24 protein-coding genes are annotated in these 21,123 nt (G+C 48.0%); 10 read left to right on the top strand and 14 right to left on the bottom strand.

What is annotated here, in order from left to right:
• Window positions 1-2 precede the first annotated feature (2 nt).
• Window positions 3-1,397: an alkaline phosphatase family protein gene (locus GWG06_RS27390; protein WP_160717568.1), complete on the bottom strand. Its 1,395-nt coding sequence runs from the start codon at window positions 1,395-1,397 to the stop codon at window positions 3-5.
• A 171-nt stretch (window positions 1,398-1,568) separates the two neighbouring features.
• Between GWG06_RS27390 and GWG06_RS27385 the strand changes: the two genes are divergently transcribed.
• Window positions 1,569-2,453: a TolB-like translocation protein gene (locus GWG06_RS27385; RefSeq protein WP_160717566.1), complete on the top strand. Its 885-nt coding sequence runs from the start codon at window positions 1,569-1,571 to the stop codon at window positions 2,451-2,453.
• Window positions 2,454-2,502: 49 nt separating this feature from the next.
• On the opposite strand, the gene GWG06_RS27380 is transcribed toward GWG06_RS27385, so the two are convergent.
• The 3 genes from GWG06_RS27380 to GWG06_RS27370 form a co-directional block, all read right to left on the bottom strand.
• Window positions 2,503-2,754 carry a hypothetical protein gene (locus tag GWG06_RS27380; RefSeq protein WP_160717564.1) on the bottom strand — a complete coding sequence of 84 codons (252 nt, stop codon included), beginning with the start codon at window positions 2,752-2,754 and terminating at the stop codon, window positions 2,503-2,505.
• A gap of 225 nt (window positions 2,755-2,979) precedes the next feature.
• Window positions 2,980-3,879, bottom strand: a complete 900-nt coding sequence (locus tag GWG06_RS27375; protein ID WP_160717562.1) for a LysR substrate-binding domain-containing protein — start codon at window positions 3,877-3,879, stop codon at window positions 2,980-2,982.
• Between the two features lie 33 nt (window positions 3,880-3,912).
• Window positions 3,913-5,046: a tetratricopeptide repeat protein gene (locus tag GWG06_RS27370; RefSeq protein ID WP_160717560.1), complete on the bottom strand. Its 1,134-nt coding sequence runs from the start codon at window positions 5,044-5,046 to the stop codon at window positions 3,913-3,915.
• 265 nt (window positions 5,047-5,311) lie between these two features.
• Here GWG06_RS27370 and GWG06_RS27365 point away from each other — a divergent pair, with 265 nt between their 5' ends.
• Window positions 5,312-6,193 carry an NAD(P)-dependent oxidoreductase gene (locus GWG06_RS27365; RefSeq protein WP_127035795.1) on the top strand — a complete coding sequence of 294 codons (882 nt, stop codon included), beginning with the start codon at window positions 5,312-5,314 and terminating at the stop codon, window positions 6,191-6,193.
• Here the strand turns inward: GWG06_RS27365 and GWG06_RS27360 are convergent.
• Window positions 6,190-6,525, bottom strand: a complete 336-nt coding sequence (locus GWG06_RS27360; RefSeq protein ID WP_235938561.1) for a winged helix-turn-helix transcriptional regulator — start codon at window positions 6,523-6,525, stop codon at window positions 6,190-6,192. The two genes, GWG06_RS27365 and GWG06_RS27360, sit on opposite strands and share 4 nt — an antisense overlap.
• Before the next feature lie 267 nt (window positions 6,526-6,792).
• Between GWG06_RS27360 and GWG06_RS27355 the strand changes: the two genes are divergently transcribed.
• Window positions 6,793-7,245 carry a VOC family protein gene (locus GWG06_RS27355; protein WP_127035791.1) on the top strand — a complete coding sequence of 151 codons (453 nt, stop codon included), beginning with the start codon at window positions 6,793-6,795 and terminating at the stop codon, window positions 7,243-7,245.
• 249 nt (window positions 7,246-7,494) lie between these two features.
• Window positions 7,495-8,325, top strand: a complete 831-nt coding sequence (locus GWG06_RS27350) for a helix-turn-helix transcriptional regulator (protein ID WP_127043723.1) — start codon at window positions 7,495-7,497, stop codon at window positions 8,323-8,325.
• A gap of 293 nt (window positions 8,326-8,618) precedes the next feature.
• Here GWG06_RS27350 and GWG06_RS27345 read toward each other — a convergent pair whose 3' ends face one another.
• Entirely contained in the window at window positions 8,619-9,158 is a 540-nt protein-coding gene (locus GWG06_RS27345; protein WP_127043724.1) for a DUF4199 domain-containing protein, read from the bottom strand.
• A gap of 115 nt (window positions 9,159-9,273) precedes the next feature.
• Window positions 9,274-9,744, bottom strand: a complete 471-nt coding sequence (locus GWG06_RS27340) for a response regulator transcription factor (protein WP_127043725.1) — start codon at window positions 9,742-9,744, stop codon at window positions 9,274-9,276.
• A 256-nt stretch (window positions 9,745-10,000) separates the two neighbouring features.
• Between GWG06_RS27340 and GWG06_RS27335 the strand changes: the two genes are divergently transcribed.
• The 3 genes from GWG06_RS27335 (at window position 10,001) to GWG06_RS27325 (ending at window position 11,493) form a co-directional block, all read left to right on the top strand.
• Complete coding sequence (locus GWG06_RS27335; RefSeq protein ID WP_127043726.1) at window positions 10,001-10,492, top strand: hypothetical protein; 492 nt, start codon at window positions 10,001-10,003, stop codon at window positions 10,490-10,492.
• A gap of 116 nt (window positions 10,493-10,608) precedes the next feature.
• The gene (locus GWG06_RS27330) at window positions 10,609-11,034 is read left to right on the top strand and encodes a hypothetical protein (protein ID WP_160717558.1); all 426 of its coding nucleotides are present in this window, start codon (window positions 10,609-10,611) and stop codon (window positions 11,032-11,034) included.
• 30 nt (window positions 11,035-11,064) lie between these two features.
• Window positions 11,065-11,493 (top strand): SRPBCC family protein, encoded by a 429-nt coding sequence (locus tag GWG06_RS27325; protein ID WP_127043728.1) that lies wholly within the window; start codon window positions 11,065-11,067, stop codon window positions 11,491-11,493.
• Window positions 11,494-11,496: 3 nt separating this feature from the next.
• Here GWG06_RS27325 and GWG06_RS27320 read toward each other — a convergent pair whose 3' ends face one another.
• From GWG06_RS27320 to GWG06_RS27295, 6 genes are all read right to left on the bottom strand, one after another.
• Window positions 11,497-11,979 carry a YdcF family protein gene (locus tag GWG06_RS27320; RefSeq protein WP_160717557.1) on the bottom strand — a complete coding sequence of 161 codons (483 nt, stop codon included), beginning with the start codon at window positions 11,977-11,979 and terminating at the stop codon, window positions 11,497-11,499.
• Between the two features lie 6 nt (window positions 11,980-11,985).
• Complete coding sequence (locus GWG06_RS27315) at window positions 11,986-13,296, bottom strand: erythromycin esterase family protein (RefSeq protein WP_160717556.1); 1,311 nt, start codon at window positions 13,294-13,296, stop codon at window positions 11,986-11,988.
• Between the two features lie 48 nt (window positions 13,297-13,344).
• Entirely contained in the window at window positions 13,345-14,052 is a 708-nt protein-coding gene (locus GWG06_RS27310) for a LytR/AlgR family response regulator transcription factor (protein ID WP_127043731.1), read from the bottom strand.
• Window positions 14,049-15,155, bottom strand: coding sequence for a sensor histidine kinase (locus GWG06_RS27305; protein WP_160717555.1), 1,107 nt, complete (start codon window positions 15,153-15,155; stop codon window positions 14,049-14,051). The genes GWG06_RS27310 and GWG06_RS27305 overlap by 4 nt, the downstream gene beginning before the upstream one ends.
• Before the next feature lie 420 nt (window positions 15,156-15,575).
• A complete protein-coding gene (locus tag GWG06_RS27300) occupies window positions 15,576-16,094 on the bottom strand; it encodes an N-acetyltransferase (RefSeq protein ID WP_127043733.1) in 519 nt (172 codons plus the stop codon).
• Between the two features lie 84 nt (window positions 16,095-16,178).
• Window positions 16,179-17,582, bottom strand: a complete 1,404-nt coding sequence (locus GWG06_RS27295) for an aminotransferase-like domain-containing protein (protein ID WP_160717554.1) — start codon at window positions 17,580-17,582, stop codon at window positions 16,179-16,181.
• A gap of 109 nt (window positions 17,583-17,691) precedes the next feature.
• Between GWG06_RS27295 and GWG06_RS27290 the strand changes: the two genes are divergently transcribed.
• The 3 genes from GWG06_RS27290 to GWG06_RS27280 all read left to right on the top strand — a co-directional run bounded on the left by GWG06_RS27290 (window position 17,692) and on the right by GWG06_RS27280 (window position 19,964).
• On the top strand, window positions 17,692-18,204 hold the full coding sequence (locus tag GWG06_RS27290; protein WP_160717553.1) for a hypothetical protein: 513 nt from the start codon (window positions 17,692-17,694) through the stop codon (window positions 18,202-18,204).
• 101 nt (window positions 18,205-18,305) lie between these two features.
• Window positions 18,306-18,713, top strand: coding sequence for a VOC family protein (locus GWG06_RS27285; RefSeq protein ID WP_127043736.1), 408 nt, complete (start codon window positions 18,306-18,308; stop codon window positions 18,711-18,713).
• Between the two features lie 372 nt (window positions 18,714-19,085).
• Window positions 19,086-19,964 carry an EamA family transporter gene (locus GWG06_RS27280; protein ID WP_160717552.1) on the top strand — a complete coding sequence of 293 codons (879 nt, stop codon included), beginning with the start codon at window positions 19,086-19,088 and terminating at the stop codon, window positions 19,962-19,964.
• 138 nt (window positions 19,965-20,102) lie between these two features.
• On the opposite strand, the gene GWG06_RS27275 is transcribed toward GWG06_RS27280, so the two are convergent.
• On the bottom strand, window positions 20,103-21,086 hold the full coding sequence (locus GWG06_RS27275) for a GlxA family transcriptional regulator (protein ID WP_127038844.1): 984 nt from the start codon (window positions 21,084-21,086) through the stop codon (window positions 20,103-20,105).
• Window positions 21,087-21,123 lie beyond the last annotated feature (37 nt).

The following is a 21,123-nucleotide window of genomic DNA, read 5'->3' as shown; positions in this document are numbered from 1 at the left end:
TATTATTTACTTTTTGATGCCAGGTGTTGCCAGCTGCGGGCCATAATGAGAGCGTGCAGGTCGCTCAGGTGCATAATGGAAGGCTCCGGATCAGGACATACCGGGGCTGTAACAATAGGCACATCCGTACGGGGTGTATTCAGATGAAGGATCTGTTCAAAGGTAGGAGCCTGGTTAACGCGTTCACCCAGATTCCATTTGGAGCGGTCAATCTGAAACCAGTTCAGTACCGTGGCAATTACTGATGTATGATCGAAGGGTATTTGACCTTCAGGCATGCGGAATACGCTGCCTGCAGGAATCCAGGGGGAAACGAATATGGCAGGCACACGAACCCCGAATGTATTGAAGCCAAAACCATATTCACCGGGATCACTGGTAGGAGGAGCCGCATTCAGCGCAATGGGTACATGATCATAAGTACCGCCGTGTTCATCAAAGGTAATGATGAACAATGTTTCTTTCCAGGCAGGACTCTGTGAGAGAGCATCATATACCTGTTTAACAAAAGTTTCGCCCGGACAGACATTTGCAAGCGGATGATAATCAGATCCGTTTAAACCAAGTTTCCAGTACATCAGTCCCCAGTCTGGTTCCAGGAAGCTGTAAGCAGGAAGCGTACCTGTGATGGCCTGATTGTAGAACTCCTGTATCGGAGAGAAGTGAGGATCAAATGCGCTGCTCCCCAGGTTGTCCTTAAAAAGGTCGCGGGTCAGGCAATAGTCGTGCGCCCACCACAGCTGACTGTAATAGATCATCCAGTCCTGCGGGCTATCTTTTCCGTTTTCAGACAATACATTCCAATGGGTTGGTAAAGTAAAATCTACCATGAAGGAATTATCTACCCAGCCTTGTGTGGTGCCTGTCAGCCAGTGCCGGCCTACGGAGTTACCTGCAGCTGCAAAAGCGCGGTTGCAGAAGGTTTGGGAAGGAACAGAAGCATACCACTTATCACATACCGCAAAATTTCTGGCTAATCCGTTTAATACCGGGAGATCTGCCGGTGAGAAGGCCATCAAGATATCATCCGGACTGTCAAACCGGGATGCATAGTCCAGATAGAATCCGCCCATCTGCGGGGTATTACCAGGTGCACCGCCTTGTAAAGGGGTGTAACATTGGGTGTGCACATGCTTAAACACTTCATGGGGGTCAAACGGTGGAACTGTTAGATTACCAGGCGGCGCAACAGTGACATAGTGTTTGTTGCCGTTCTTGTCAACATTATACAACGCTGCGGTGAGGCCGTTGTATACAGGAGGATACTGTACATCAAGGAGATTGACTGCAGGTTGGTTGCCGGTGTCTGCATACAGCCAGCCTAATATGTTGTCTAAGGACCGGTTTTCGAGCATGAGATGTACTACATGCTTAATCTGGGGCATTGTCTGAGACATATAGGATAGTTTTAGAAGTGTTATTTACATCATTTTGTTTACATGGGATCTCAGTGTTGTAAATATCCGCGGATACAATGGAAAGGGGATGGATGAGCGGTAAGGCAGATCCCCCCCGGAATGCTTACATTCGGAGTAAATTTTCCCGTATTTTCGTTAAACCTCCCTGCTATGCAATATTTCCGTTATGGTGGCATACTGATATGCCTGTTGGTAGTATGCTGTTTTAATACCGTATCAGATAATCCCTTCCATTATCCGTCACCGTTACCGGATACCGCCGCACTGCGTTTCCTGCCAGGAATGGTGTCTGCCGATTCACTGGATTTCAACTCAGCGTTTACACGGGATGGAAATACTTTCTATTTCGGACGTACTATCAACCGCAGGTGGCAGATCCTGCAATGTACCTGGGAAGGAGACCGCTGGTCAAAACCAGCACCCGCGCCATTTACCGAGCCACAGTATTCGCAGGCGGATCCTTTTGTGACAAAGGACGGCAGAATATTCTTTATCTCCACCCGCCCGCGGGATGTGCAGGATACATCACGGGATTACGATATCTGGTTTGTCCGTCCGCTGGGAAATGGAAAGTGGTCTGCCCCGGAAAATGTAACCGCAGTGAATTCCGACAGTACAGAATATTTTGTATCTCTGGCAGACAATGGGAATATGTATTTTTCTTCCTACAGGAAAGGGGGATATGGAGATGACGACCTGTATGTGAGCCGACTGGTAAACGGGAAATATACCACTCCTGAAAATCTCGGACCGGCAGTGAATTCAGCAGCGATGGAACATGATCCCTGTATTTCAGGCGATGAAAAGCTGCTCTTGTTTACGGCGGTAGACAGGCCCGGTGGTTACGGATCGGCAGATATATTCTACACGCGCCGGGGAAAAGACGGTAAATGGCTGCCGGCGCAGAATGCCGGCGGGCGTGTGAATAAGTCTACATACGAATATTGCTCCTACCTCACGCCGGATGGCAGGTATTACTTTTTCAGCAGTGAAGAAGATGTGAAGTGGATCAGTACAAAAGGCCTGTTCAGATAACCGGAGAAACAGGCATGGCGCTGTTCCGGAAAGGAACAGCGTACAGGCGTCAGCGGTATTTATACCAGGAACCGGAGTTAAATAACAGGGTAATAATATCTTCCGGTATCCAGTCTTTTTCAATCAGCTTCATCAGACCCATATACACAGCGCTGCCTTCAGGGGATAACAATGATCCCTGTGCTGCAGCAATTTCATTTGCGCCGGCTTCCATTTCTTCAGGTGTGATAGAGAGCCTGTTACCATCGCTCTGCTGCATCATATCCTGCATAATGTCTTTGTGTTCAGGTGTATTTGCCATATTGTAAATGTACCAAACAACCCATAACAAAATAGATACCGTTTGGTTATAACCTATCACGTTTGGTTATAACGATTCTTGTTCCCGCAATGAGTCCGGACGGAAGAAAATGGTTGATGGTAATGCTTTTGGAAGGATAAACATATTGCCCGTATACGCATTGTGTTTTTTGCACCTGATGAACAGGGTATGCCCGAAACTGCTGCCATACTGCAGAAGGTGTTGCTATTTACTGTAGATATCCCGCGCATAGCGGATCAGCTTTTTATTCAGTTCGCTGGTTTCCCCTTTGCGCTGAATAAAGTAAAAGCTCCGTTCAATATGCAGTCCTTCGAAATTTATTTCCGTCAGCTCTCCGTGCTTCAGTTCCTTGATAACGGACCGCTTCGGGAGAAACCCGATGCAGCCGGATTCTATCAGGTAGTTTTTCAGCGCCTCGGTACCGCCCAGTCTGGCTTTTACCTGGAGGTCGCTGATGCCGATTTTATTTTTCTGCAAGGCATATTTGAGTGCTTCCAGGGTACCGCTGCCTCTTTCCCGTAATGCTACGGGCATACGCAGTACTTCGCGCAAGGCATAATGCCGGTTCCTGGAAATGGCGCTTTTACGGCTGCAGACGGCTATCACCTGATCGTTGATAAACGGATGATATACAACATTGGTCAGCTTCTCACGGCCTTCTATAATGCCCAGGTTTATTTCCTGGTTCAGCAGTGCCTCCAGCACGATTTCCGCATTCCGGTTAAGGAGATTCACCTCTACCTGTGGATACTGTTCCTGGAAAACAGACAAAACTTTGGGCAGAATGTATAAGGCCACGGTAGTGCTGGCGCCCAGTTTGAGAATGCCTGTGGCCTGCTGCCGGTCCCGCAGGGAAGAGATCTCGAATTCCGTTTCTTCCTGTATATTCTTTACAGACAGCAAACGCTTCAGCAGCAGGTTGCCGGCGGGAGTCAGCGCAATCTGTATCCCTTTTCTTTCAAACAGTTTGGTCCGGTAATATTCTTCCAGGTGTTTGACATGCTTGCTGATGGCCGGCTGGGAAATGAACAGTACCTGGCTGGCTTTGGAAAAGCTTTTCTCTCTCGCTACTTCAATAAATACCAGGTGATGTGTGGAAAGCATAACAGCAATGTTAGTTGCTGTTAATTTAAACATTTATTTTGTCAACCTGCTTCTGAGGTAACGGTATATCTCATTTTCTTCCGTGGTGCCGGGCTTGTACAGCTGCATATAGCGCCGGTAGTATTTCATGGCCGCGGCTTCGTTGCTGAAAGCCGTTTCCTGAATTCTGCCAATGCTGTACTGGCGGAGCGGGCGGCGTGAGAGGTAATAGGAAGTATCGAGGTAGGCAATGGCTGTCTTATATTGTTTCAGGCTTTCATAATTGGCAGCGGCGCTGTTATAGTAGCTTTCCAGCGTAGCAGATCTGGCCATGCCGATGCAAAGGTGCAGCAGCTCGTTGCTTTGTGTATAACGCTGCAGCGCAGCGGCGCCCAGGGCAGCGTAATAGGTGATATGCTCTGAGGCTGCATTGTTTGCTTTGAGGTAATCGTAGAGGGCAATACAGTCTTCATATTGTTTCAGGATATAACTGGCAGTGCTGACATAGGCGAAGGTATTGGGGCTTATCACCTGCATCCGCTGTAATTGCTTGCCCAGTGCGGTAGTACGGTCGTAATTTTTTTTGAAGAAAGAAGTTTTTACGGCTGTCATCAGTACGTTGGTCTGCATGGAATCACGTACTATAAAGGCGCTGACCAGCGAATCTGCCTTGTCATACTGTTTCCTGTCCAGCCATTCTTCTGCCAGCCGGGCAGTCACTTTTGCATCTGCCGGATTCAGCCGCCAGGCCGTCTGCAGCCAGATGAAACCGGAATCAGTCTGCTGCGCAGCCAATGCGGCAAAGCTCAGTTGCTTCCAGGAGTAGGCGTGCTGCGGGCGCAGCTGCACCAGCCGTTTATATAATGCTGTTGCGGTGGTATATAACTCCTGCTGCAAACGTATATGCCCCAGGTATTGCAGGGCAGGGATGTAGTTGCTGTCCAGCGTGAGTACGCTGGTGTAAGTGTCTGCCGCTTCGCTGATTTTCCCTGCCTGCATATATGTATATGCCAGCAGTGCCAGCTGCCTGGCATCGCTCACGTTAACGGATGTACGCAGATAGCTGATGGCTTCTTCGTATTGTTGCTCCTGCAGGTACTCCATTACTTTTTTACTATCTGCAGATGATTGCCCGTTGCTGATGACCCATATCAGGGAGATGCTGATGATACCTGCCAGTTTTTTCATATAGACGTGCTGTTTAGTATAAAACTAAATAATTAGTTTTAAAACTAAAAATTTAGTTTTGTTGTTTAACGTCAGTCGTTTTACGATGTACGCCGGGGCAGCAGTCCGAAAATCTAACAGGGTATAATAACCGGACTGGTAATGAGGTTAGCAACAGGTAATAAGAGGCAGTGAAAAAATTTTCCCTATGCTGAATATTTTTTCCCGTATTGTCACTCGTTGTTGCAGATCCTAGCTTTGCACCATCACAAAAAAATAAAGACAAATGGAACAGAAGAAAGTAACAGTATTAGGGTTAGGATCAATGGGAGCCGCACTGGCAAAGGCATTCATCGCGAAAGGTTATACAGTAACCGTATGGAACAGGGACAGCGCCAAAAGCATTCCATTGGTAAAGGCCGGTGCAACCGCGGCCACAAGTGCGGCAGAGGCGATTCTTGCCAGTGAGATAACCATCATCTGCGTATCAGACTATAAAGTAACCAGGCGTATACTGGAAGACGATAAAACGGCTGCTGCCCTGAAAGGCCGTACCATTGTACAACTGAGCACCGGCACACCAAAAGAGGCGAGGGATCTGCACAAGTGGGCATTGCAACAGGGCGCGCAAACCATTAACGGCGCTATCCTGGCGTGGCCTAATCAGATCGGCGGAGAAGAAACGACCATCCTGGTTTCCGGCGAAACGGCGGTATATCAGCCATATGAACAGTTGTTAAAAGCGCTGGCGGGCAGGCTGACCTATATGGGGGAAGAGCCGGGTAGTTCTGCTGCCTTGTTCTCTGCAGTGCTGGCCTATCTTGCCGGCAGCTGGATCGGTATGACCCATGGCGCGCTGATCGCAGAAAATGAAGGACTGCGCCCGGATGAATTCGGCGCCTTGCTGGAATCCATCTCACCTATACTGGGCGCAGAATCCAGGCATATGGGAGAAGTGATCCAGCATAATAAATTCGCTGATCCCGAAAGCACGGTGAGAACAACCGGAGAAGATCTGCACATACTGGTGCAGCAGGCACATGAAGCAGGCATTAACGATGAATTGCCGCAGTTCGCTGCCAATATCTTCCAACGCGCTATTGATGCGGGTTTCGGACTGGAGGAACATGCGGCCATTATCAAAGTGCTGCGCGGAAAAAAGGCTTAATTCTCGCTCAGCTCCAGGGTGTTTTTCAGCACCTCTTCCCGGTTGTCGGTACCCCATTTCTCCAGCACATCCAGCACCGGTAACAGGCTCTCACCAGTAGGGGTAAACGAATACTCTACCCTGGCCGGAATCTCGGCATATATCTCCTTACGGATGATGCCGAGATCTTCCAGTTCTTTCAGCTGCATGCTGACGATACGCGGGTTAACTTCGGCCAGCTCCCGTTGCAGGGCACTGGGGCGTTTGATGCCACGCCGGATACAGTCCATGATCCAGGCTTTCCATTTTCCGCCTACTACCTTAACGGCTACACTGAGCCCACAGTCAAGCATTTCGGGTATTTTCCTTTCGTACATATTATAGCGTTTATATGTCAAAGGTAATATTCGGGCAAGAAAGAGGGGACAGGGAAAAATTTTTCCCTGTCCCCCTTGCTGATTTTATTACCTGCAACCGTGTAACCGGCAGTTATTATTTTACAGCATGTAAGTAACGCTGCAGGTGCCGTCAGGATCATCCCCTGATATTTTTGCTTTTATACTGATTCTTTCTTATGTTTAAGAAAATAGCTATCTGAAAGTTCAGTAAAAAGCATAGACATGAAAAAGATAACACCCTTCCTGTGGTTCAATGGTAAAGTAGAAGAGGCCATGAACTTTTATACTGCTGTTTTCCAGGATGCCAGCGTGCTGAACGTGATACGTGCCGGTGATCAGGTAGTATCCGCCACCTTCCGGCTGGAAGACCAGGAATTTATTGCACTGAACGGAGGCCCTGAGTTTTCCTTCACCCCGGCGGTATCATTTTTTGTAAACTGTATCACCCAGGAAGAAGTAGACCATTTATGGAATACCCTCTCCGCCGGCGGCCGACAGGATCGCTGTGGCTGGCTGGCAGATAAATACGGCCTGTCCTGGCAGATTGTCCCCACCATCCTGGGACAGCTCCTCAGTGACCCCGACCGGGGCAGAGCACAACGCGTGATGCAGGCCATGATGGGAATGACGAAGATTGATATAGCTGCGCTGCAACGCGCATATAATGGAGAATAATTGCAAATTACGAATTACAAATTACGAATTACGAATGTGGAAGCGAAGATTTAGGCGGATATTTAGATTTGAGATTTTTTTATTTGAAATTTTGTAGTCGTTCAGGATTTGCCTTTACACTTTCAGGTACAAGGGAAACAAGGATTGGATGCAAAATCTCAAATAAAAAAATCTCAAATCTAAATATCCGCCTAAATCTTCGCTTCCACATTCGCAATTCGTAATTTGTAATTCGTAATTTCACGTATTATGCAACTAAAAACCTATGCTCCGCATCCTGCGTTGCGGGATTTTGTAAGCAGTATTAAAATTCTGAAGACGGACTTTACCGCTGCTACCGGTCTTTCGAATATTTACAGGTTTGTACCTACCTACCAGCGGTATATGATGTTTTACATTGCTGACCCGATAAAGGTGTTGCGGGAGTATAACAACGAGTTCCAGACGAAGTCGGTTTCACTGACGGTAGGACCGCTGGAGCGCGCCGTTACGCTGGATCTGGGGCGGCAGCACATGGCGCTGGGAGTTGCATTCAAGCCTGGCGGGCTTTTCCGCCTGCTCAATATACACATGACGGAACTGCATGAACAGGATTTTGATACCAGCCTGCTGCTGGGCAGCGAAATCCATGAAATCAACGAGCAGCTCCAGGAAAATATGGAAGATTGGGATAAGATGGCCGGCATCCTGCAGCAATTCCTGCTGAAGAAACTAAACCGGCTGAAGCCCGTTACTTCCGTGGATAAGGTAATGGACACCCTGGTACAGCACAGTGGCAACCTGACGATAGAGCAGCTGGCAGCAGACTCCTGTGTGAGCCTGCGCCAGTTTGAAAGAAAATGCGTGGAACGCATGGGCATGTCTCCCAAACGTTATGCCCGCCTGATCCGTTTCTGCAGAGCCTATCACCTGAAGGAGCTGCACCCGGAGGCTACCTGGACGAAGATAGCTTACGAAAGCGGCTACTATGACCAGATGCATTTTATCCGCGACTTTAAAGAATTTGCAGGTGTGACCCCTTCCTTCCTGAATGAAGAAAAACTTATTGCCACTGTGAGATTTCACAGTATCATGGACTGAAAAATGTCGTATTTGTACTATGTCAGCTAATGGATACTTGATAATTTTGTCTGAACGGCATCATCCTGTTACCCTATAGCTGATCACGCTTGTTATTATATTCAGGCCCGGATTTTCAGCTGATGATCCGGGTTTTTTGTTTGCTTTCCTTCCGCCATGATGGAAATTTTCTCCAGGGTTTGTTCCCCAAAACCGGTCGGGTGTCTACCTGTACCTGTTGTATCAGACCGCCCGCATTCATCTTCCGCATCAGGGCACTTTCCGTAATTCTCCCCCTTTCAGTTCCTGTAGGATCACGAAACTACGGCATTACCGGCCGGGGTACGGCGCTTTAATATCAGGGCGCTGATCAGGGTAATCAGGAGGCCCAGTGGTAATATCTCCATATAGGTAAGGAGTACCACAAAAAGCGGATTCCTGTACATCTCGCTGTATCTGTTCATATCCGCCTGCGTGCGCAGCAGGGTAGCGGCATCAGCACCGTCTTTCCTGGCCTGGGTCATTATATGCGCGGAATACCGCTCCATAAAGTCGGGGATGAAAAAATAGTAGGAGATAAGCCATACTACCACATACATGGTAGAGGCGATCAGCGCAATGTACAGCCCGGTGAGAAAGGCTTTGCCGAAAGTGATTACCCCGCCGTTATATTTATCACGGTAGTTTTTTATCCCGATAAATATGAAGGAGAAGGCCAGGAGCATGGCGGTATAACCTATCACCATGCTTCCCCGGAAATCCGGGTCCTTGTAACAGAGGATAACAGATACCAGCATCATGGCGGTGACAATAGCGCCGGAAATGAGCCCGAAAACAATTACATTTTTTTTCATCTGTCAGCAGTTTTTTGATATGCCCAAAAATGAGTTTTTACTGTCTGATTGTCTTCATACTTTAGGGTGATTTTAGAAAGATCCGCTACTATAGCCCTTTTAGGCGAGGCTCCCGCTAAGGTATGATCCGTAGTTTCCTCGCCATATCCACCGCCTGAGTACGGCGTTTCACATCCATTTTAATAAAGAGATTGGAAGAATGCGTTTTGATGGTATTGAGAGAAACAAACAGGCGCGCGGCAATTTCCTGGTTACTTAACCCTGCGGCCATCAGCTGCAGGACTTCCAGTTCCCGGTTGCTGAGTCCCAGCTTCTCTAATTCGCGGTGGTTGATAGTAAAAGGATCTCCGGAATCAGGCACTTTTTTTTCTATCACAACGGTTGTTACTTTTGGTCGGGCAAGTTTTAAGGCCAGCCATATGCCCAGGCAGGTGAAGATAAGTGCAATGGCGCCGATATAAATTTCCAGCGCATGATGGAATATCAGCAACTGCCACTCCAGCCACTTCAACAGCAGCAACAGCACTGCCAGGGAAATGCCATACAGGATCGTCTGTTTATGTTTTGTCAGAAAATGCAGTTTCATGGGTTGCCGGTTGCTGAATAAAAATACAGGATTCTCTGTAAATGGACATCCCTTATATAAGAGCGTAAGATAATTAACGGGTTGCTTGTCAGCTCTTTTAATATCCGTTCTTTTCCGCTATCAGTATACCTTTTATGCCATCGCAATTCAGGATTTTTTATATAAATTGCAGATACAAAACAACTGTTTACCTGCCGTCTCTTGACTGTACTGTCATCACACGGGTTTATTATCCCTCTAACGTAATTTGATACCTATGGCAACATTGCTGGAAGACATTCAAACCCACACTCAATGGATTGTTGACGCATTTAAAGCAGATAACCTGCAATTAGATTACACAATTTACAGCTTTATTCAGATCGACAGATTTTTCGAAATGCATTCTTCTAAAGGACATGCCGTTAAACACGGGAGGCTGGAAGAGAATCTTGGGCCTGTTTTATTTTCAATAGGCGCCTACGTCGGTGAAACGCTCATCCGGTGCCTGCCCGGAGCTGTATGGGAAACCGATGACAATGATCCGCATGGAGAAATCACCATAGCGGTGGTATTGATAGACGGTACCCGTATCTGGCCGGTGCAGCGGGTAATGAAAAGATTTTCCAACGGATCTGATGATTCTCTGTATCCCTATGGATATGAGCTGACGAAGGAATTATCCGGCGAGCCTTTTGAAAGTTCTTTCTGGGAAGTGATTTCCGCACCGAAAGAAGAAGGCCGCAAGTACTGGTGGAAGTTCTGGTAGCCCCATATCGGATTTGCCCCCTTAAATTGTCGTAGTAGCACCCTTTTAAGTTGGTTTTTGGATGCTACTTTTATACTGTGATGAAAATGACCTCATCTGTATAAATAGTAGCATTTATGAGAAAACATCGTTTCAGAAGAACAGTGGCCATACTGGCCGGATTGATTACCATCGTTCTCCTTACCATACTCACAGATGTACTGTTGCAACAGTCCGGTATTTTCCCTGTACCGCCGCATTCATTCAACAACTGGTGGATGATACTGCTCGCGGTGGCTTACCGTACGCTTTTCAGCGTGGCAGGCAGTTTTGTAACTGCAGCGCTGGTGCCGGCCAAACATATGTACCATGCTATGCTGACTGGCATCATCTGTGTAGTGCTCAATGTGGCCGGTGGTATTATCATGCGGAACCAGGCGCCGCTTATCTATCCGTTAGCGCTCACGCTGCTGGCATTGCCGGCTGCCTGGATGGGCGGTAAACTGGAGCGCCTGCGCCGTTACCAGGAGAGAACATTTCCTGTCCGTATACATTTTCTGTAAACGTTTTCTTAACTTATAAAATCACTGATTATGGAAAAGCATCAGTTTTCAATTGCTATCAACGCACCCCGTGAAAAAGTATGGAATGTTCTCTGGGACAATGATTCCTATCAGCAATGGACCAGCGTTTTCAGCGAAGGTTCCCGTGTGGAAACAGACTGGAAAAAGGGAAGCAAAGCCCTGTTTCTGAACGCAGACCGCGATGGTATGCTGGCTATTATTGACGAAAATATTCCCAATGAATTCATGTCTTTCCGCCATGTGGGAGAAGTGAAGAAAGGTGTGGAGGAAAATGCGTCGCAGGACTGGGTTAATTCGCATGAAAACTACCGCCTGACAGACAACAATGGTAAAACAACCCTGCTGGTGGAGATGGATATTACGGCAGAATGGAAGGAGTATTTTGATAAAACATTTCCACAGGCACTGGCAAAAGTAAAGGAGCTGGCGGAAGCCTGAGTGTCAGCTTTTCTCAATAGCTGCAATGGCTCGCTGTTCATGCGCCAGCAGTTGCGCCATCTCTTCGGCGGAAACGCCGGAAGGCGCCGGCCAGAACAGGGTACGGGGATACCCGGTGTATTTGTTGTGCAGCAACCGCGCACGTGGAATATGAAAATCAGAAGTAACAACTATCAGCACTTCCGGCTGTAAGGTATGTATGTGTGGCGCTGATAACCGGAAATCTTCCGCTGTATTGGCGGAGTCGACGGTAAAAGTAAATGCGGCTGCCGGTATCTCCTGTTGGAGGAGATACCGGTGCGCGTAAATATAATGCGGCAGTGCCGTATTATTGAAATGAATTCCTTTGCCGCCGGTACAGGCTATCTGCAGGTCTGGGTTGCTGCGGTATATGGCGGCAACGGTCTGCAGCCTGTCCAGCGCCTGCCGGCTCAGGTTGCCGGCATCGTCATTAGGTGCGCCGAGGCAAAGAATAATACCTTTCATCTGTAATTATAATGTTGTACGTTCTACCGGGGTAGAAGTATTGATAAAGAATAACCCGTCGAGGATACCAGGCCACCCTGATTTCAGGTAAGTGAAATCAAACAGGGACGCCACCTGTGGGTCGCGGAAATATTTACCGGCCTGTTTGTAGTCTACAAAAATATACGGATGGCCGGTAGCGGAAAGGCTGCTTTCTATACTGCCTGCTGCCGGCGCGGGTACCGTTTTGATTTTATTATCGTTGTAGTCTACATAAGTGCCCTGCGCACCGGAAAAGCCGAGTATATAGGCATCTTTGCCGAAATGCGCCTTCACCGTAGTACCCATCGGCGTGAGGGATTCAAAAAACGGTATAGGCGTACCCGTTAGAGGGGCCAGCAAGGCGCCGGTATTTTTGGCAATGTGAATGTTGTGCGCCCACACGATGATCTTCTTCCCCGGAAATGCTTTCTCCGCCAGCCAGATCAGGTTTTGAGCCATCTGCAGGTCACGTACGGAAAGTTCATTGCTTTTGACCAGATCCCAGTAGCGGCTAGCCTGGGATTCAATGCTGGTAGTTACCTGATACCAGAATCCGGGTGAGCTACTGATATGTCCATCATCCGGAGTGGTTTTGGCAGCCAGTAATTTTTTCAGCTCCTCCAGCTTTTGGAAAAACAACGCTCTTTCAGCGTCCTCCGGACGGTATGCCCTGGAGTTGAAAGTGGCTACAGCTATACGTTTAAAGAGGTTCCAGTTACTATCCAGTACAGCCGCATGGTCTTTTCTCAGGAAAGTCTCGAAATCAGGAAATAACAGCCTGATGGCGTTTCTGCCTGAGTGCTGACTCTCAAAACCCGCTACTGTCAATGGCCGGGGGCTTTTTACTTTGGCCTGTATATACTGGAACAGTGGCATCATCTGTTTGCTGGTGGCATACATGAAAAACAGGCTGCCTGTTACTTCATCCGCAAGGTTGCCGCCATTACGCGTATTTTCCCAGATGCGGGCGCAGTCATACAGACCGCTTTCGAATGCCAGCACTTCAAACCCCATTTTTTCATAAAGGAATTTTATCAGCCTTGTCTTAGCTTCAAAGGTGGTGGCTTCTCCGTGGGTTTGTTCTCCCAGCATAACTATACGGGCGTTTCCAACAGCTTTCCGGAACCCAGCCAAGTCGGCATAGGCGGTATCTGCAGGATCAACCGACCGGATGATGCTAAGGTCCCTGGCGTTCATGGCAGATTGTCCGCAGGCGGCGGTAACAGTTCCTGTCAGCAGGATGGAAAGTGCATATCTGCGTATAGCGGTAAACGTTAGATGGCATCTCTTTTTCATAATCGGCGTTGCTTTGGGCAATGATGTCGGGCAACTATGCCCCAGGTACTATACATCATGCAGATTCAGGCGACGGAACAGGGCTGTTTTGTAGGAACCGCCGAGCGGAATTACCACCGGTCCCACTTCCAGTGTGTTACCCTGTATGGCGGTGATGGCGGAGAGGGCCACCATATACGACCGGTGCACCCGCATAAATTGCCGGCCGGGCAACATATCTTCCATCAGTTTGAGGTGATGCCCCACCAGCATACTGCCTGTTTTCAGATGTATACGGGAGAAGTCTTTCAGGGCTTCTACATATAGTATATCTCCCAGCAGGACTTTCACCAGTTTGCTATCCTGTTTGATGAAAATATAGTCCGTTTCTACGGCCGGCAGCAGCCCGTTATTACCGGCAATCAGTCGTTCCATTTTATCTGTGGCCTCGCGGAAACGTTCTTCTGTAATAGGTTTCAGGAGATAATCTACTGCGCGCAGGTCAAAGGCATTGACGGCATACTCGGGGTATGCTGTAGTAAAAATTACTGCCGGCGGATGCTTGAGCGAACGCAGGAAATCGATCCCGGAGATAACGGGCATGCGTATATCAAGAAAAATCACATCCGGGTGGTGATGCAGCAGCGCTTCATAAGCTACGGTGGCTTGCTGGCATGTAGCCAGCAGCTGCCATCCCTGGGTTCTGCCTATATAGGTCGTCAGCAGTTCCCGGGCCAGTGGTTCATCATCTATTACAATACAGGTAATCTCTTTCATGCTATCTTAAAACTTACGGTGAGCGAGTAGTTATACTCTTTCACGGCTACAATATAAGCATAAGCATCCCTGAAATGAAATTTCAGCCTTTTTTGAAGATTGGTCAGGCCAATACCGCCTGTACCTGTAATTTTACCGGGATCAAAACTATTTTCCAGCAGGCACCGGAAAAAGCCGTTTTCCACCTGGATCTGTATCCGAATATAGCTGCTGTCGGTATTATCATCTACATACTTAAAGGCATTTTCTACCGCCGGCATCAGTAGCAGCGGCGGGATATGGTAATCTCCCTGGTCACTGTCAAAACGGAAGTCCACAACGGTCTGGTTCAGCCGTATTTTTTCCAGCGCTATATAGTCCTGCAGAAGCTGTATCTCCCTGGCGAGCGGGATGGCATCGGAATCGCTCTCATACAGCGTATATCGCATGAAATCTGACAGGCGGGCAATAGTAGTGGTGGCCTGTTTCTTTTTATCGTTTTCTACCAGCGAGTAAATATTGTTCAATGTGTTAAACAGGAAATGCGGGTTTACCTGTGATTTCAGAAAATTAAACTCCAGCTGCAGGTTATTTCTGGAAAGCTCCAGCTGCCGGATAGTCTGGCGGAAATAGCTCCGGGCCAGCTTCAGTGATACCGGCAGACAAATAGTAATCATCAGCGCATACAGCACTCCGAAATTCGTCAGTCTTGCTTTCATCATCTCTAAAGCAGGCGTGCGCAGAAGGTCGTAGTATTCAATACTGGCAATTTTATAATGCGCCATACAGGCGGCACAGCGCAGCATCACCACCTGCTCGAAGTAGCTGTCTATCCAGGTGTGGAGCAGGAACAGCAGTAAGGCGCCGCCAGCTGCCGCCAGGTACTTTTTCCGGAGCAGCCAGCGGGGAACAATAAAATACATGAGCGGGTAGAAGAAGACGACCAGCGCCAGCGTGTTTTTAGCTACAATCAGGAGGGCGGTACCGGTATCCTGGTAGTTATAGAGCGAAATAGTGCTGAAATAAAATGCGCTCAGGCCGATGGCCGTCCAGAAAAGCAAGTGAAGTAATATCCGTTTGATTTTGTTACTGTAGGTCAGTTCCATGAATTGTGTCAGCGTCATACCCAAATTTCAGTATTTCCCGGCTGACAAAATAATATTACCGATAAAAAGCAGTAGGCAGACAATGAAGCGGCTGTTTATGTCAATAAAAATCTCCGTTGCTGAAAATGGGGGCTGTATCGGAGTATAGATGATCTTCGTCGGTTTCTTTTGGAGATATTCCGGTATCTTATTCTCTTTGAGCCGGAAACTATGAATGATACTGAAAAGATGTGATGTGATGTTTTACGTTGTCATGGCGGAGGGAGCGGATACAGATCCGTATAGTTACCACAAATATTATTGTAGCGATCCTGTAGATGCTGATGTATATGCCGGACGAAAATGTACGACAGCAACCCGGTTGCCTGACGATACCGGCGGACATGATTCCGGTCAGGCATATGTTTTTGTCACCGGGCTGCGACGTAAAAAGCAGACTTATTTCTCCCTGATAAGCCAGGTAGCAGGCAGCGCCAGTTCCTCCGTAGGAGGCGCTCCATCAAGCAGGCGGAATCCCATGTTTAAAAAGAATGGCAGCATGGGCGCAGCATTGTGGGTATGGATCCAGATGGCGTTGCCGGCATTTCCGGCCAGCAGGCACTTTTCAAAAAGTGACTGCAGTACCTCCGGGCGGTTATATTCCAGGAGCACTCCGAAATCAGCCAGCCTGAGTGCTCTTTTACCTTCCAGTTCCGCTGGTCGTTTACCCGCAGACGTTAGCCGGGCATAACCTGCCGGCACATCGCCGGCGTAAACGATCAGCCACTGGTTGGAAAAACTGTTTACCGCATTAATCAGCTGCTGCGTCTGAAAGCGGGTGGCTATATAGTCATTGAGTTGCTCCTCCGGCGCCAGGCCGGTATATTGCTCCCGTGCCAGCTTTGTTCCCAGCTCCTGTAATTGAGGAAGTGTGGTATTGTTGACAATCGCAAACTTCGTAATAATCTTCTTCTCCATAATATTTTCATTTACTACACAAAAATATCCCGGTTTGTACTTTCATACAGATACAGAAGATGAATAAATAACCGGTACAGATTTTCAACGAAGGTTTTGTCCTGCCAGTCTTAATGCCTGTTTTCTTCTGGCGGTATATTTATCAGCAAAAACGATCCTGAAGAAACGCTGGTAATCATTACCATAGGAGAAAGAAGCGCCCGGCGTAAACTGCACGCCTATTTTATCGCATTGTACATAAAAGCGGCTGATGTCTGTTCTGGCCGGCAGCTGTACCCATAAGCTGTATCCTCCCTGCGGGGTGGTATAGCGGATACCTGCGGGGAAGGAGGTCGTCAGCAGGTTGATCGTCATAAAGGCATTTCTGGCCAGTTGTAACCTGAAAGCCCGTACGTGGCGGTCGTACTGACGACTCTGTAACAGTTTTGCTACCGTTTCCTGGTAAACCGGGGCTACGCTGCTGCCCAGAGAGAATTTCAATTGTTCCGCACGGGAGAAAAATTTACCGGCATACAGCCAGCCTACGCGGATACCCGGCGCCAGGGACTTGGACCAGGAAGCGCAGGTCATCACCAGACCGCTGTCGTCCATAGATAAAATATTCTCCGGCCTTTCCGCCCCAAAATGCAGATCCCCGTAAATATCATTTTCAATCAACGGAATATTGTGGTACTGCGCCACGGTAAGCAACTGTTTTTTCTGCGCGGTTGTCATCAGCAGGCCGGTAGGATTATGGAAGTTGGGCGTTACCACAATAGCTTTAACCGGCACATGGATACAGCTTTTTTTGAGAAAGTCGATATCGAAACCATCGCTGCTGCAGGGAATCTCCACTACGCGCAGCCGCAGCATACTGATTACTTCCAGCACGGAAAATACGCAGGGGCTTTCCACGGCAATAACATCTCCGGGCACACAAACCGCTGCCAGCGCAATATACAGGGCCTGTAACGCACCATCGGTAATCAGCATATTTTCAGGCTGCATCAGGGTATTGTATCCGGCAGCCCTTTTTACAATATGTTCTTTCAGCAGGGGAGAGCCGTCCGGTGGGTAATACCGGAGCAGTGCAGCCCCGGATTCACGTATCACCTGTTGCATGGTGCGCAGCAGCAGTTTCTGCGGCATCAGCAGATCGCCGGGCGCCGCAGCATGGAAAGCAGCGGTGCTGTGTGGTTTACCTTCCCCGGTAGTCTGCTGCAGGCGATGGCGGAATACAGCGTCGCGCACGGCCGGTGGCCGGGAAACAGCCTTGATATGCCCGGCAGGAAAGGGCTGCCGGCTTACATAATAGCCTGACTTAGGCACGCTTTCCACCAGACCCTTTATCATCAGGTATTCATACCCGTTTTGTATGGTGCTGATGCTGGTTTTATATTTTTCTTTCAACACCCTCACGGAAGGCAGCTTATGCCCTGGTTTATAAGTGCCCGCTGCAATATGCCGCTCTATATCGGAGGTAAAGACTTCATACCGGTAAGCTGTCATATCTGTACTGGTTAAATGTGGGAAATGAAGAGCTGTATCAAAGGTATTGTATTTATATATCTTGAGACTTCGTAAATTGAGTGGCGGTAATTATAAAAGCGCACTATCTATGAAGTATCTGACCGGCATTATCCTCCTGCTTATTTGTTGTACCGGCGTACAGGCCCAGCTGAAGAACGGTGACAGGGTTACACAGATCACTATCCGGGATGCCCGTAACCAGCCTATGATATTGCCCTGGTGGGGCGAAAAATGCTACCTGATATTTTACCCCGATCCGGACCATGCCTCACAGAACAAGGAGTTTATAGACTGGCTGAAAGCCCATCCCATCAACAGTCCTAATATATTTGCCTTTGGGGTGGTGAACCTGCGCGACGCACCCTTTCTGCCCAATGCCATCATCCGCATGATGGTCAGAAGGGAGGTAAGACAAACCGGCGCCAATATCTATACAGATGTTAATAATACCCTCAGCGGCGCCTGGAACATGGGAGATGTGAATAATAAATTCTGTATCATTTTTATTAACCGCCACGCGGAAGTGGAATTCTATCACGCGGGAGAGATGAACCTTTCCGAGCAGCGCGCCTTACTGGATGTAATTGCAAAGAATAAATAATTGACGCATTACGCCCGCTATATTGTCGTCTTCACACACGAATAAATGTTTTTATTACTGCTAATTTTGTTTCATCAACCGGATAAAAAAAACACACCGATATGGCAAAAATGATTTTTGTAAACGTAGCAGTAAAAGACCTTCAGCGTTCTATCGCTTTCTTTAACGCCCTGGGTTATAATTTCAATCCGCAGTTCACAGACGATAAAGCCGGCTGTCTGGTTATCTCTGATACCATTTATGCGATGCTCCTTGTTGAACCGTTCTTCCAGTCTTTCCTCCCGGAACAGATACAGCTCTGTGATACCGGCAAAAGCACCGAAGCACTCATCTGCCTCTCTGCCGACTCCCGCGCAGAAGTAGACGACATCGTTGAAAAAGCTATCAAAGCCGGCGCCACCACACCTAAAGAAACACAGGACATGGGCTTTATGTACAGCCGCAGCTTCCGCGACCTGGACGGGCATCATTGGGAGTATATGTGGATGGATGAAAGTGCAATGCAATAAATAGTAAATAATTACGAATTACGAATTGCGAATTACGAATGTAGAAGCGAAGATTAAAACGAAGATCAAAGGTGATATTTTATAGATATCCCTAATAATCTTCGTTTTAATCTTCGCTTCTACATTCGTAATTCGCAATTTGTAATTCGTAATTATTTATTATTTTGTACCATGATCTACCACATCTCCAATCCTCCTCCGGTAGCCTTACAGGCATAATTCCGGTGCAAACGCTGCCAGGCATTCGTTGTTTCTTCTCAGAACCAGCAGCATAGTTGTTTTTATCTGTGTCAACGGACACTGATTGCACGGTTATGTCCTGTATTCCAATGGGCCATGATTTTATTGTTTTACGCAATCAGTTAAATAAAAATGACCAGATATACATTGATGGTTTTTGCCGGGGCATGCAGCTTTGGTATCTTATCTACTTTTGTTAAATTATCTTACGGAGAAGGCTATACGGCGGCAGAGATATCTTTGTCACAGGCATTTTGCGGGATGTTATGTTTGTGGGCGTTGTGGGGAGCTACCAGCAGAACAGGAAGCAGGACCAGCGTTAAACTGCCCTGGCGGGAGCGTTGGGGGTTGTTGCTGACAGGCGTCACCATCGGGCTGACAACCTTCGTATACTACGTTTCCGTAAAATATATACCCGCTTCAGTGGCAATTGTGATATTGATGCAGTTCACCTGGATGGGGGTATTGCTGGACTGGATTTTTTTCGGGAAGAAGCCGGGAGTGGCAGAAGGGGTGATTATACTGCTGATACTGGTGGGTGCTGTGTTATCCGGCGGGTGGATGAAAGCAGGAGAATGGCGTATATCCGTGACCGGTATCCTGTTTGCCTTGCTGGCGGCGTTGCTGTATGCCATATATATTGTGGCCAACAGCCGGGTAGGTAAGGAGGTGTCTCCATTGCAGAAGAGCGTGGTTATTATGACCGGCTCCACGTTGGGGATATTACTGGTGAATGTGCCGGTGCTGACGGCCGCACACCTGGATGCTGGCTTATTAAAGTGGGCTTTGTTCCTGGCCTTGTTCGGTACAATTATACCGCCGGTATTATTTGCGAAAGGTATTCCCCGGATAGGGGCCACTATGAGCGCCATTGTGATGACTGCTGAATTACCCGTAGCCATCCTTTGTTCCCATTTTGTTCTGCACGAACAACTAAGCACCTGGCAATGTATGGGCATCCTGATCATGCTGTTGTCCATCGCAGGACTTCAACTCAGGAATAAAATTTAGTTATTTTATTATTTGAGATTTGGTTATTTGAAATGCAGCGAAGGCTAAAGCGAAATATTTAATTTGTCAATCCGCTTTCATCTTCGCTGCATTTCAAATAACCAAATCTCAAATAATTAAATAACAAAATCCCCCTGTTTAGCTTACCATTTCTGTTTCCCGGTTGTATTTGTTTCTGTATTGTACGGGAGACAGGCCGGTGATGCGTTTGAAGGTTATACGGAAGGCTTTGGGATCGGTGTAGCCGACATTGTACATGACTTCGTTCACGTTTTCGCGGGAGGATTCAAGGCTCATTTTGGCGGCTTCAATTTTCACGCGTTGGATGTATTCCACTACCGTGTTGGAAGTAGCTTTTTTGAACCTGCGTTCCAGGTTTCTGCGTCCGAGCGAGAACATGCTGGCCAGCTGGTCTACGGTAATACGTTCCGTGAAATTCTGTTCAATGTATTCCTGTGCCTGTTTGATGGAAAGGTCTTCATGATCTTTCTGGCCGCGGAAAACGGTGAAGGGCGACTGGCTGTCGCGCTGAATATCTATCTGGAATGCTTTGGAACAGAAGACTGCTACCTGGCGGCCACAGTACTTTTCAATCAGGTAGAGGATCAGGTTCAGATAGGAGAAGGCGCCGCCACTGGAATAGATGCCATGTTCATCCGTAATGATTTTGTCTTCCACCAGGTTTACTGCCGGGAACATTTTCCGGAAATCGTTGGCGGCCATCCAGTGGGTTGCACATTTTTTGCCGTCGATCAGTCCGGTAGAAGCCAGCAGGAATGCGCCGATACACAAGCTGGCTACTTCAGCGCCCGCTTTGTAGTGATCGATGATCCATGGAATAAAAGGTTTACTGTTCTCCAGGTTGTTGATCATATCGCCATCCAGCGCAGGGATGATGATCAGGTCTGTCCTGGGCACCTCACTGATAACAGCATCCGCAGTCACCTTGTACATACCGTTGTACACAGGTATCTCGCGGGTTAACCCAACGAGCTGCACATTGAAGAGTGCTGGGTGCCCGTTGTTCTTCAGTATTTTGTTTACTTCCGTCAATACTTGACGCGGGCCCTCAACGCTGCCTAAGATGGCCCCTTTGGGAACGAGGATGGATATGTGTTTCATAGCTTAAAGATAAGATAAGTCGTTGTCGCAACCAACC

It is taken from the genome of Chitinophaga solisilvae (genome assembly GCF_009928525.1).
In the GTDB taxonomy this organism is placed as follows: domain Bacteria; phylum Bacteroidota; class Bacteroidia; order Chitinophagales; family Chitinophagaceae; genus Chitinophaga; species Chitinophaga solisilvae.
Note: the sequence above shows the minus strand (reverse complement) of the source record. Positions and strands in the feature narration are given on the sequence as shown.